Origin of the sequence: Streptomyces sp. NPDC018610, assembly GCF_044391765.1 — a bacterium.
Classification (GTDB): domain Bacteria; phylum Actinomycetota; class Actinomycetes; order Streptomycetales; family Streptomycetaceae; genus Streptomyces.
Genome location: NZ_JBISAL010000009.1, coordinates 110,587 through 122,491, shown reverse-complemented (window position 1 = coordinate 122,491; position 11,905 = coordinate 110,587). Strand labels below are relative to the sequence as shown.

The following is an 11,905-nucleotide window of genomic DNA, read 5'->3' as shown; positions in this document are numbered from 1 at the left end:
CCGCCGCGGGTGGGCGGGGGCAGGCGGCCGGCCCCCGCCCGCCCTCGCCCGCCCCAGCGGTGAGGTCCGGCCGGGCGGCTCAGCTCAGGGGCGGCCCCGGCTCCGGGCTCGGGGTCGGTTCAGGGCCCGGCGGGATCGGGGACGGGGGCGGCTCGGGCGTCGGGTTCGGAGGCGGCGTGGGGACCGGGCCCGGCGGGGGTACGGGAGCCGGGGGCGGGGTGGGCGCCGGGGGCGGCGTCGGCTCGGGCGGCGGTGGCGGCACCGGCTGCGGCGGTCCCGGGACCGGGGGCGGCTCGGGGGCCGGGTGCGGCGCCGGCGTGGGAACCGGGTCCGGGTACGGCTGCGGCGGATCGGGCGTGGGCACCGGATCCGGACGCGGCTCCGGCGGCTGCGGGTCGGGGCCCGGCGCCGGACCCGGTCCGGGGCCCGGGGTGGGCCCGGGCGGTACGGGGTCGGGGTACGGGTTCGTCATGCTGTCCGTCTTGTCCGTCATGCTGTCCTCCGGCCAGTCGGTCCACCTCGGCTCTGGACTACTCCCCCGCCTACCCGGCACCCGAGCGGCCAGTCACCCGGGGGCACGACGGAGAGGGCCCCGTCCGGCCCCTCCGCGCGGGGCACGGGCCGCCGCGAAGGGGGCACGGAGGAACCACCGACGGTCCCGGTTCAGCCCGCGGGACCGGACATCGGGGTCACGGCGCTCCACGATGATCCGAAAGGACCGGTCACCGCTCCGCCCCCGGTGGCCCGGAGGCGGCCGGCGGCGCTCAGGCCGAGGCCGGTACGGCCTGGGGGCTGCGCTCCTGGTCGGTGCCCGGCACCGGCGCGGACGGGTCGGCGCCCAGCGCCACGATCCTGTTCTCCGCGTCGACGTGCACGACCCGCGGCTTCAGCGCCCGCGCCTCGGCGTCGGTCACCTGGGCGTAGCTGATGATGATCACCAGGTCGCCGGGGTGCACGAGGTGCGCGGCCGCGCCGTTGATGCCGATGACACCCGACCCGCGCTCCCCCTCGATGGCGTACGTCTCCAGCCGGGCCCCGTTGGTGATGTCCACGATGTGGACGAGCTCACCGGGCAGCAGGTCGGCGGCGTCGAGAAGATCCGCGTCGATGGTCACCGATCCCACGTAGTGCAGGTCGGCCTGGGTGACGGTGGCGCGGTGGATCTTGGACTTGAACATGGTGCGCAGCATGTCGGTCTCCTGTAAGACGGCTCCCTGCCTGCTTTGTGCAGGTCAAGGGCGGTCTTCACTGTACCGCCGGCACGCACTGGACTCGATCGTTGTGAGGAACATCGCTTCACCTCGCCGACGAGGCCCCGCACGTGCGGCTTCGGCGCGGACCGGGTGGGCCGCGACGAGGCCGGCCACGCACCTGCACGGACGTCCCTCGCGGAATGCGCAGGGCTGATTCCGACGAGACACCGACCTCGCCGACGGGACGTCAGGCGCTCGCGTCGCATCGCAGATCACTTCCCTGGCGCGACTGACGACGAATGAGGATCTCCACGAAGGCGTTCGGCCGGCGCCGGGAGCCGAACAGGCGCTGGCGGCACCCTTGTTCCGGAAGTTATGCGGTTCAGGTGCGCTCTCGCAGACAATTTTCCGGTGCTCCATTGACCGGGCCCAAGGCGCCCGGATAGAAAGATCGCGATCAGGATCGTGATCGCGAGTCCGGTCCACACAGCTCTGCCCGGGGGACTTCGCTTGTGCCGCACACGGAAGCACCTCGTCCTGCCCGCGTCCTCGTGGTGGAACGCGCCTCCTTCGGAGCCGCCACCCTGATCGGCATCGCGGCCGAGACGGGACCGCGGATCGTCGCCGCGGCACCGGACCTGCCCGGCTCTCCCGTGGCGATCGTCCCATGGTCCTGGACGAGAGCGTCATGCGAGTCGCCGTGGCCGATGCCGGGCTGCGCACTCCGCGCTTCACCCGGGCGACCACCGGCGCCGAACCGCGCGCCGCGGCCGAAAGGGTCGGCTTCCCCCGCGTGCTGAAGCCGGTCGCCTGCTCCGGCAGCGTCCACGTCAGCCGCGCCCACGACGGCGGCGCCGCCGTTGGTGCGCGGCCCGGAGAAGGCCCGCGCCCGGACGGAGACGGCGCCGGGCGGCGCCCCGTCCGGACCCCATGTGTCACACCCGTACGACCGAGACGAGTAGGCGAGCACCATGACCATCCAGCGACGACACGACCCGGACGAGCGCGGCTTCGCCAGCGACAACTACGCGGGCGCGCACCCCGAGATCCTCGCGGCGATCGCCCTGGCCAACGGCGGCCACCAGGTCAGCTACGGCGCCGACGTCTACACCGAGCGCCTCCAGGAAGTGGTGCGCGGCCACTTCGGCCCCACCGCGCACACGTACCCGGTCTTCAACGGCACCGGCGCGAACGTGGTCGCGTTGCAGACCATGCTCGACCGCTGGGACGCCGTGGTCTGCGCCGAGTCGGCCCATGTCAACGTCGACGAGGGCGGGGCGCCCGAGAAGGTCGCCGGGATCAAACTCCTGACGGTGCCCACCTGGGACGGCAAGCTCACCCCTGAGCTCATCGACCGTCAGGCATGGGGCTTCGAGGACGAGCACCGGGCCCGGCCCAAGGTCGTCTCGATCGCCCAGTCCACCGAGCTCGGCACCTGCTACACGCCGGACGAGATCGGTGCGATCTGCGACCATGCGCACGGCCTCGGCATGCTCGTCTACCTGGACGGCGCCCGGCTCGCCAACGCCGCCGCCACCCTCGGCGCGTCCCTGCGTGAGATGACCACCGACGTCGGCGTGGACGTCCTCTCCCTCGGCGGCACGAAGAACGGGCTGCTCTTCGGCGAGGCGGTGATCGTGCTCAACGAGGACGCGGTGCGCGGCATGGCCCGTCTGCGCAAGACGAGCATGCAGCTGGGCTCCAAGATGCGTTTCCTGTCGGTGCAGTTCGAGGCGCTGCTGGGCGGCGACCTCTGGCTGCGCTCGGCGGCCCGCTCCAACGCGATGACCCGGCGGCTGTACGAGGCGGTGCGCCACCTGCCGGGTCTGGAGATCCCCCGCCCGGTGCAGGCCAACCAGATCTTCGCCGTCCTGCCGCCGGCCGTCACCGAGCGCCTCCAGAAGCGCTTCCGCTTCTACACCTGGGACGAACAGGCCGGCGAGGTCCGCTGGATGACCTCCTTCGACACCACCGAGGGCGACGTGGACGCGTTCGCGGCGGCGATCGCGGAAGAGCTGGCGGCGGAGCGAGGCCAAGGGCCGGCGGGCGCTCTGACCACGGCCGAGCGCGAGGAACTGGTGCGACTGCGCCGTAAGGTCCGCGAGATGGAAGAGACGATCGGAGAAGTGCTGGGGAAGGAGCCTGCCTCCTCCGCGGACCGCGGGACGAAGTAGCCGGCGACGGGCACGGTCCCGGTCCGCCCGTCCCGGTCGGGGCCTTGCGGAAGAACCCGCACCGACAGAGCGGCCGGCCGCGAGCCGACCGGAGTCCGTGACCGTCCCGCGGTCACGGACTCCGCTGTTCCCGGCGCTCGCCTCACGCGTTGAGGTGGACTCCGATGCGTACGAACGCCTGCACGAGCGGGACCGGCGGCACCGCGGGCGACATGACCTGCGAGCCGAAGTGGACGACGACGAGGTCCAGGCCCGGCGAGACGAAGAGCCGCTGACCGTGGATGCCGCTGGCCATGTAGGAGCCGTAGGGGTCGTTCAGGACCCACCACAGGTCGTGGTAGGAGAGCGTGGCCGGTGAGTCGGGGGGTGCGGCCGGGAAGCGGACCCGGCGGGGGTAGCCGTCGGGTACGCCGCTGGTGATCGTGCCGGCCACTTCCGCCGGGACCACCTGCCGGTCCCCCACCGCCCCGCCGCGGAGCAGCATCTCACCGAGCCGGGCGACATCGCGTGCCGTCGCGCTGAAGCCTCCGCAGGCGGCTTCGACGCCGTCGCCGTCCAGGATGTAGTACGCGTCCTCCTCCGCGCCGATCTTGGCCCACAGGAGGTCGCCGAGCAGGGCGGACGTGGTCAGGCCCGTGACCCGGCGGAGCACCTCGGCCAGCGTTTCCACGTTGCCGTTCTCGTAGCGGAACTCTTCTCCCGGGGCTCCGGTGGCGCGGGCGGTCAGGAGGTGCTCGCGGATGGTCGTGGGACCGTTGTAGCCGAACGGCCGCAGCTGAGGGGCGATCACCGCGTGGTACCGCTGGGCCTCGATCGCCTTGTCGAAGGGACGGCCCGCGTAGCTCACCCGGGTGCCCATGTGCAGCAGATCCTGGACCCGGGCGTCCCCGAAGGCCGTTCCGGAGAGTTCGGGTACGTAGGCGGAGGCCGGCGCCGTACGGTCCAGCAGTCCCTGGTGTGCCAGCGTCGCCGCGGCCAGGCCGAGGTAGGACTTGGCCGCCGAGGCGTTGAAGTGCGGTGTGTGCGCGTCGGCGCCGTGCGGGTAGCGCTCGTGGACGATCCGGCCGTGGTGCATCACGATGAACGCGTCCGTCCGGGCCGCGGTGAACAGGTCGGCGAGTTTGAGTGCGCCGGCGTCCGTGGTGACGAGGTCGAGGGCGTCGAGGTCGGCCTCACCGCGTGGCAGGGGACGTGCGGGCGCGTCGCCCCGCCAGACCCGTCGGCTGGGTGAGAGTTCGCGGCCCCGGGACGTGAAGCGGCGGATCCAGGCCGGATCCGTGTAGCCGCGGGTCCATTTCAGATCACTGAGCGGGGCTGTCTCGGGCATGGGTCACTCCTGTTTCGGGATCAGGTTCCGCGAGCGCGGTGCCGTCGAGGCGTTGACCTCGCGGCCTTCGGCACTTAGGTTGCCAAATCAATCGATCGCTAACAGACAGTCTGTACGGCAACATGCATCCACTTCAATACTCCAGAGCCGCAGGAGTCCCCGATGATCAAGCCGCAGTCCCGACCCGCCCCCCGCCCGGATGCCGCCGGGCCGCCACCGGATCCGCGGACCGGCCGTCGTCGGGCCTGGGTGGTCACCGCGCTGATCGTGACGTTCATGCTGGTCAACTACGCGGACAAGTCCGTCCTGGGCCTCGCGGCCGTACCGATCATGGACGAGCTGCAGATCAGCAACAGCACCTACGGCCTGATATCGAGTTCGTTCGCCCTTCTGTTCAGCGTCTCCGGAATGGTCGTCGGGTTCGCCTCCTCGCGGCTCTCCTGCCGGGTGCTGCTGTTCGTCATGGCCGGCGTCTGGGCGGTGGCGCAGCTGCCCGTGCTCTTCGTCGCCTCCGTGCCGGCGCTCATGGCCGGGCGGGTGCTGCTGGGCGCGGCCGAGGGGCCGGCGGCGTCGATGTCCATGCACGCCTTGTACAAGTGGTTCCCGGAGGACCGGCGGGGCCTGCCGTCGGCGTTGCAGATCAGTGGCGCCGCGCTGGGCACGCTGATCGCCGCGCCGGTGGTGACCTGGCTGATCAGCGTCTTCGGCTGGCGCTCGGCCTTTGCCGCGCTGGCCGTGACCAGCGTGGTGTGGAGCCTGCTGTGGTGGCGGGCGGGGCACGACGGGCCGTACGGCCATGAGCCCGCGCACGGCGCCACGTCCGGCTCCGGACCGGCGACCCGGCTGCCGTACCGCGCCCTGCTGGTGAACGGCACGGTGCTGGGGAGCATCGCGGGGGCCTTCGGCGCCTCCTGGGCCCTGGCTCTGAGCCAGGCCTGGCTGCCCCCCTACCTGCGCACACAGCTGGGCATGTCACCCGGCGGGGCGGCGACGCTCATCAGCGGTGTCTCGGCGTTCAGCTTCGTGCTGCTGCTGGCGGTGTCCCCGCTGGTGGACGCGCTGAAGCGGCGCGGGGTGTCGAGCCGCTGGTCGAGCGGTGCGCCGCAGGGGATCGCGGTCGGCGTCGCCGGGCTGGCCATGGCGGCCCTGCCCTTCACCGACGCCCGGGCGCTGCTCCTGGTGCTTCTCGCGGTGGCGTTCGGCGCGCACGCCATCGCCTTCCCGCTGCACTACATGACGACGGCCGCCGTGGTGCCGCCCGCGCAGCGAGGAGCGGTGTTCGGCGTCGTCGCCGCGACCGGCACCCTGCCCGGGCTGATCGCGCCGTACCTGACCGGACACCTGCTGGACTCGGCGCCCTCGCAGGGCGCCGGATACACCCGTGCGTTCCTGCTGTCCGCCGCCGTGATGCTGGTCTGCGGACTGGTCGCCCTGACCGCGATCCGGCCCGAGCGGGACGTACGGCAGCCGGGTCCGACGGCCTGAACCAGGTGGCCGAGTGCGCGGCTCAGGCCGGCGGCTCGAAGCCGCTGGCCCAGTAGCGGCCGCGCAGGGCCAGGTCGAGGAGCATGCGGACGACCTCCTCGGCCGGCAGGGCCGGGGTGTCCTGCTCGACCCACCAGCGCAGCACCGCGATCTGCTCCCCGACCCACACGCGGGCCAGCAGGTCGGGGTCGATGCGCGGCTGGACGGCGTTGCGTTCGGCGCGGGCGCGGAACTCCTCGGCCGTGGCCCTGGCGCAGGCATCCACGAACATCTGCAGTGGCTTGCCGTCGCCCTCCCCGCGCAGCACGATCCGGTACAGATCGCGCTCCTCGCGCGCGTGGCGCAGCATCTCCAGGACCGGCTTGCCGGTGAAGCCGATCGCGCTGTCGGCGACCGCGGGCGTCAGGCGCTCGGACAGCTCGGCGAGCAGGTCCGCGGTCACGCGCGCGAACAGGTCCTCCTTGTCGCGGAAGTGTGCGTAGAAGGTCGCGCGTGCCACATCCGCGCGCTCGGTGATGTCCTCCACCGTCAGCGCCGTGAAGCCCCGCTTCAGGACCAGCTCCACCAGGGCCGCCCCCAGGACCCGCCGTGAGCGTCTGGTCCGCCTGTCCTCCGCCATGCACCCCTCCTCGGTCGTCGCGCGCGGTCGTCGCGCCGTGTGCGCGCCCAGTCTAGGAGACTCTTGACACCCCAGAGGTTATTGAACAAGCTGTCCAGAACTGTTCGGGATGTAAATCTGCGGACGGGTCTTCTGACGCATCTACCGAGTAGGCCCTCATGAACCTCGGCATCTATCTGGCGCGCAGCGCTCGCCACTGGCCCCAGGCTCCCGCCCTCGTCTGCGGGGACCGCTCCTGGACCTTCACCGACCTGGACCGGGCGGCCAACCGCCTGGCCTCCGCCCTGACCGCGCGGGGCTTCGGCCCCGGTGACGCCGTGGCCTCACTCGCCTGGAACCGCGGCGAGCTGGTGGAGGTCGAATTCGCCCTGTACAAGGCGGGATTGACACGTGCTCCCATCAACGCACGGCTCGGCCGCGGCGAGATCGAGCACATCCTGCGCTACGCCCCCGTACGCGTCCTCGTCCACGACGCCGCCCACCGCGAGGACGCCCTCGCCGCGATCGCCGCGGCCGGCACGGACTGTCTGCCCGTCCTCCTCGACGCACCGGACGTCTCACAGCCGGGTGAGGTCTCGTACAGCGCCCTGCTGGCCGAGGGCGACGAGGCGCCCGTCCATGTCGAGGTCGGCGAGGACGCCCCCTGCGTCCTGAACTTCACCTCCGGCTCCACCGGCGCGCTCAAGGCCGCCGTGCAGACGGTCGGCAACCGCCTCGCCAACATGCGCAAACAGCTCATGGCCGACGAGTCCCGCCCCCGCCCCGGCACCCGCTACCTCGCCTGCGGCCCCATCACCCACGCCACCGGCATGGGCCTGCTGGCCGGGGTGTTCGGCGGCTCCACAACTCACGTGCTGCCCGCCTGGAGCCCGCAGAGCTTCCTGGAGACGGTCGAGAAGGAACGCATCACCGCCACCTTCCTGGTGCCGGCCATGCTGAACACGGTCCTCGCCCACCCCGGCGCCGCGGGCTACGACCTGTCCTCGCTGACCAGCGTGCGCGTCGGCGGCGCGCCCATCTCGCCCCAGCGCCTGCGCGACGCGGTGGAGTTCTTCGGCCCGGTCGTCGCCCAGGGCTACGGGCTCGGCGAGACCACCAGTGTGGTCGCGGGCCTGAGCAGCGAGGAGATCGCCCGGGCGGTGAAGGAGGACCCGGAGCTGCTCCAGTCCTGCGGCCGCGCGTCGTACGACACCGAGATACGGGTCGTCGACGAGGGGGGCCGGGAACTCGGGCCGCGCGAGGTCGGCGAGGTCATCGTGCGCGGCCCGGACTGCGTACGGGAGTACTGGCAGGAGCCCGAGCTGTCCGCGGAGACCTTCCGCGACGGCTGGGTGCACACCGGCGACCTGGCCTGGACGCGGGAGGACGGCTACCTCTTCCTGGTCGACCGCAAGAAGGACATGATCATCTCGGGCGGCTTCAACATCTACTGCACCGAGGTCGAGGCCGCCCTCTACGAACACCCGGGTGTCCGGGAAGCCTGTGTGGTCGGCGTGCCCGACGAGCAGTGGGGCGAGGCCGTCAAGGCGGTCGTCGTCACCCGCCCCGGCACGACCGTCACGGCCGAGGAGCTGATCGCCTTCTGCGCCGGCCGCCTCGACCGCTTCAAGAAGCCCCGTTCGGTGGACTTCGTGCCCGAGCTGCCCCACAACCGCAACGGCAAGCTGGACCGCAAGGCCGTACGCGAACCCTTCTGGGCGGGCGCCGCCCGTCGCGTCAACTGAGCCACTCGGAGCCTTTCGTGACCTTCTCCCTCCGCCCCGCCTACGACGACCCGCGCACGGCCGAGCTGGTCGACCGGTTGCGCGACTACCTCGACGGCGAACTCGCCGATCACGAACGGGAACGCGGCCTCACCCACGCCACCCGTCTCACCCGCGCCGATCTCGAACCGGTCTGGCGCCGCAGCCGCGAACTCGGCTTCTACGGCATCCACCTCCCCGGGGAGTACGGCGGCCAGAACCTCACCCACACCCAACTCGCTGCGCTGAAGGAGGAGATCGGTGCCAGCGGGCGCGTCCTCGCACACAGCGTGCTCGGCGACATGGGCGGGCCGCTGCGCGCGGGCGACATCCTCAAGCACGCCACCGAACACCAACTGGACAAGTACCTGCTGCCGCTCGTCCGGGGCGAGCGGGCGTGCTGCTTCTCCCTCACCGAGACCGACGCCGGCTCCGACGTCCGCTCCATGCGGACCGTGGCCGTACGCGACGGCGACGGTTATCGGCTGACCGGGCACAAGGTGTTCTCGTCCGCCGGGCCCTTCGCCGACTTCGCGATCGTGGTCGCCCGCATGGCCGGGACCGGCGAACAGGAGGGCGACAAAGCGCGGTTCTCCGCGTTCCTCGTGGACCTGGACAGCCCCGGCTGCCGGGTCGAGGACGGGGCGACCCCCATGTCCGGCGAGCACATCGAGAGCGACATCGTCCTCGACGACTGCCTCGTCCCCGCCGCCAACCTCCTCGGCGAGGAGGGCAAGGGCATGCGGATCGCGCTCGGGCGGGTCACCACGAACCGGCTGCTCCACTGCCCCACCGTCCTCGGCGCCACCCGCCGCGCCCTGGCCCTCACTCTGGAGCGCACCCGGACCCGCAAGGTGGCCGGCGGGCAGCCCCTCCTCATGCTCCAGGCCATCCAGCACAAGGTCGCCGACATGGCCACCGAGTTCTACGCCGCGCGTTCCATGACCTACACCGCGCTGGCGGCCCTGGACGCGGGCCGCGAGGCGCACGCCGAAGCCTTCATGTGCAAGCTGTTCGTCGCCGAGTCCGCCTTCCGCATCCTGGACGAGGCCGTGCAGATCCACGGCAAGGAAGGACTCACCCAGGGCAACGAGATCGAATACCTCTTCCGCAAGATCCGCATGTTCCGCGTCCTCACCGGCACCTCCGAGATCCAGCGCAACGGCATCGCGAAACTCCTGGCCTTCCACCACTGACCCGATGCCCTGGAAGGCGCCCGCACCCTGGGCCCGTTCGACGCCGTCGAGCCGTCGTCTGGCCGTGCGCTCCTCGCCGCGCACCAGGACATCGCCGTCCGACTCCCGGCCCGTCTTCAGCAGGCCGTCGAAGGTTTCGCCGTTTCTGGGCGGCGGGGCCTACCGGGTCCCGGAGCAGGACGTTGCCACAGGCGAGTTCGACAAGAACGGCGAAGGGGTGCAAATTCCTGGTGTGCGCAGCCGCCTGTCCGTCAAGGAGCGGGACTGCGGCCGACTGAGGGGATGGCGAGGTACCTGTCGTACGAGCGATGAGCGCACGATGATTTCTGCCGCCGCTCCCGCTCATGGCTTCGGCCACGACTAACCTGTCTCTGGGGTGGCCCCGCCTGGTGGCCGCCCCAGGGCATGCCCCACCGCTCGACCAAGGAACAAGGCACGTGGTACGTCGGAGCCAGAGCAGCAATCCCCGTTCGGTCGTCGTCCTGACCTCGGGTACGGACTGGGGCACCCGTGCCGCCGGGCAGCGGCGGAGCAGTGGGGCCGAATCCGAGATACCCCAGCGGCAGTCCGCGAAGATCAAGGCCTTGCAGCAAGCCATCAGGCTGGCGAATCTGGCCGTCGACAAGAAGAACTGGAGCACAGCGCGCTACGCGCTCAGCCGGGCCCGCGCTCTCACCGACGCCCTTCCCGCCAACGTAGCCGTCCGAGAGCGCGAAAGACTCTCAGCGGTCCGCAAGAGGTACTCCGCACGCAACACGCCGGCCGCGAAGAACGCCCAGCAGGCGAAGGCGGCACCGGCCAAGCGGACGGGCGGCAGGAAGCCTGCCCCGAAGAAGTCCACGACGAAGAACGCCGTACAGAAGCCGAGGCCCGCGCCCGTGCGCGACCTCGGTGACCGTCTCATCAACCGCGCGGCCCTCGGCTACAGTTCCGCGGACGAGACCGAGCGCACCCGAACGCGCTGAGGGCGTGCTGTCCGCCGCTCCGGCGGACAGCACGCCCTCAAGTCCCTCAGCGCTCCGACGCGAACCGCACGAACTGTCCCCGGCCTTCACGGCCGACGGCGAAGGCCGGGCGGGACACGTCCTTGGAATCCCGCACGTCGACGGCCTGTCCCGCGATTGCCACTTCCACGCAACTGTCGCCCTGGCTGCCGCTGTAGCTGGACTTGAACCAGGCGAGTTCCGTCATCCTCATGTCTCTCCTCGCAGTCGCTCCAACAGGGCCCGGGAATCTTTGGGGTGCGGCTCCTCACGCCGCCCGCCGTCACCCCCCAGCCTGATGGAGGATCAGGCGTACGTCGGGCTCCCGCCCCGGCCCTGCCCGGCTTGGGGCGGTTTGCGGATGGGTGCGCGGTGGCGCGATACCGCCGCTCGGGCGCCGGTGCGGCGGCGGCCTCGCATTTGGCAAGCCGATTACGGAACTCACCTGAGCTGCGCGGGCGTTGACAGGCCGGGCTGCGGCGAGGGAGGGCGGAGTGACGCAGGAGCACGGGCGGGATTCCTGGCGGTTGCTGCTGGTCGAGGACGACCGGGAGCTGATCGAGCTGCTCACCGAGGTACTGCGGGACGAGGGATACACGGTGGACGTCGCCACCGATGGGCACCGGGGCCTCCACCTCGGCCTCACTCACACCTACGACGTCCTCGTCATCGACCGGCGGCTGCCGGTGCTGGACGGTCTCGACCTGCTGCGTCGGCTGCGGTCCCGCCCGGTGCGCTCACCGGCGCTGATGCTGACCGGGATGGGCAGCGTGCGCGACCGGGTGGACGGGCTGGACGCCGGCGCCGACGACTATCTGGCGAAACCTTTCGACCTTGACGAACTCACGGCTCGATTGAGGGCGTTGCGCCGACGCTCGCTGGAGGCGGGCGAGGTGCTGCGGATCGGCTCCGGCCATCTGCACGTCGGGCGCAGGGAGGTCGTGCTCGCGGACGGCGAACGGATCGCCCTGGCCGCCCGGGAGTTCGCGCTGCTGTGGACGCTGGCCACCCGCCCCGACGCGGTGTACTCGCGGGCGGAGTTGCGCCGCGTCGTGTTCGAGGAGGCGCACGCGCCGTCCATCGTCGACACCTACGTGTACTACCTGCGCCGCAAACTCGGCCGCAGGGCGGTGCGCACGGTCCGCGGACTCGGCTACCGGCTGGGGGCGCTGTGAGGAAGGCGGGC

Annotated in this window: 10 protein-coding genes; 6 read left to right on the top strand and 4 right to left on the bottom strand. The window is 71.6% G+C overall.

Annotation, left to right across the window (positions count from 1 at the left end):
* Positions 1-764: 764 nt before the first annotated feature.
* The gene (panD, locus tag ACH5A8_RS23240) at positions 765-1,190 is read right to left on the bottom strand and encodes an aspartate 1-decarboxylase (RefSeq protein ID WP_399004844.1); all 426 of its coding nucleotides are present in this window, start codon (positions 1,188-1,190) and stop codon (positions 765-767) included.
* A gap of 974 nt (positions 1,191-2,164) precedes the next feature.
* Between panD and ACH5A8_RS23235 the strand changes: the two genes are divergently transcribed.
* A complete protein-coding gene (locus tag ACH5A8_RS23235; protein WP_399004842.1) occupies positions 2,165-3,367 on the top strand; it encodes a threonine aldolase family protein in 1,203 nt (400 codons plus the stop codon).
* Between the two features lie 142 nt (positions 3,368-3,509).
* Here ACH5A8_RS23235 and ACH5A8_RS23230 read toward each other — a convergent pair whose 3' ends face one another.
* Complete coding sequence (locus tag ACH5A8_RS23230) at positions 3,510-4,694, bottom strand: serine hydrolase domain-containing protein (protein WP_399004840.1); 1,185 nt, start codon at positions 4,692-4,694, stop codon at positions 3,510-3,512.
* A gap of 162 nt (positions 4,695-4,856) precedes the next feature.
* On the opposite strand from ACH5A8_RS23230, the gene ACH5A8_RS23225 reads away from it, so the two are divergent.
* Complete coding sequence (locus ACH5A8_RS23225) at positions 4,857-6,179, top strand: MFS transporter (protein WP_399004838.1); 1,323 nt, start codon at positions 4,857-4,859, stop codon at positions 6,177-6,179.
* A 22-nt stretch (positions 6,180-6,201) separates the two neighbouring features.
* Here the strand turns inward: ACH5A8_RS23225 and ACH5A8_RS23220 are convergent, their stop codons facing one another.
* Complete coding sequence (locus tag ACH5A8_RS23220) at positions 6,202-6,798, bottom strand: TetR/AcrR family transcriptional regulator (protein ID WP_399004836.1); 597 nt, start codon at positions 6,796-6,798, stop codon at positions 6,202-6,204.
* 158 nt (positions 6,799-6,956) lie between these two features.
* On the opposite strand from ACH5A8_RS23220, the gene ACH5A8_RS23215 reads away from it, so the two are divergent.
* The 3 genes from ACH5A8_RS23215 (at position 6,957) to ACH5A8_RS23205 (ending at position 10,701) form a co-directional block, all read left to right on the top strand.
* Entirely contained in the window at positions 6,957-8,522 is a 1,566-nt protein-coding gene (locus ACH5A8_RS23215) for an AMP-binding protein (RefSeq protein ID WP_399004834.1), read from the top strand.
* Between the two features lie 17 nt (positions 8,523-8,539).
* Positions 8,540-9,736, top strand: a complete 1,197-nt coding sequence (locus ACH5A8_RS23210) for an acyl-CoA dehydrogenase family protein (protein ID WP_399004832.1) — start codon at positions 8,540-8,542, stop codon at positions 9,734-9,736.
* A 437-nt stretch (positions 9,737-10,173) separates the two neighbouring features.
* Positions 10,174-10,701: a hypothetical protein gene (locus tag ACH5A8_RS23205; RefSeq protein ID WP_399004830.1), complete on the top strand. Its 528-nt coding sequence runs from the start codon at positions 10,174-10,176 to the stop codon at positions 10,699-10,701.
* 46 nt (positions 10,702-10,747) lie between these two features.
* On the opposite strand, the gene ACH5A8_RS23200 is transcribed toward ACH5A8_RS23205, so the two are convergent.
* The gene (locus ACH5A8_RS23200) at positions 10,748-10,933 is read right to left on the bottom strand and encodes a DUF397 domain-containing protein (protein WP_399004828.1); all 186 of its coding nucleotides are present in this window, start codon (positions 10,931-10,933) and stop codon (positions 10,748-10,750) included.
* A gap of 280 nt (positions 10,934-11,213) precedes the next feature.
* On the opposite strand from ACH5A8_RS23200, the gene ACH5A8_RS23195 reads away from it, so the two are divergent.
* Positions 11,214-11,894: a response regulator transcription factor gene (locus tag ACH5A8_RS23195; RefSeq protein WP_399004826.1), complete on the top strand. Its 681-nt coding sequence runs from the start codon at positions 11,214-11,216 to the stop codon at positions 11,892-11,894.
* Positions 11,895-11,905 lie beyond the last annotated feature (11 nt).

Coding starts and splice junctions, on each gene's coding strand:
- ACH5A8_RS23220 (WP_399004836.1), bottom strand. CDS start 6,798: ATGGCGGAGGACAGGCGGACCAGACGCTCACGGCGGGTCCTGGGGGCG.
- ACH5A8_RS23225 (WP_399004838.1), top strand. CDS start 4,857: ATGATCAAGCCGCAGTCCCGACCCGCCCCCCGCCCGGATGCCGCCGGG.
- ACH5A8_RS23230 (WP_399004840.1), bottom strand. CDS start 4,694: ATGCCCGAGACAGCCCCGCTCAGTGATCTGAAATGGACCCGCGGCTAC.
- panD (WP_399004844.1), bottom strand. CDS start 1,190: ATGCTGCGCACCATGTTCAAGTCCAAGATCCACCGCGCCACCGTCACC.
- ACH5A8_RS23215 (WP_399004834.1), top strand. CDS start 6,957: ATGAACCTCGGCATCTATCTGGCGCGCAGCGCTCGCCACTGGCCCCAG.
- ACH5A8_RS23200 (WP_399004828.1), bottom strand. CDS start 10,933: ATGAGGATGACGGAACTCGCCTGGTTCAAGTCCAGCTACAGCGGCAGC.
- ACH5A8_RS23235 (WP_399004842.1), top strand. CDS start 2,165: ATGACCATCCAGCGACGACACGACCCGGACGAGCGCGGCTTCGCCAGC.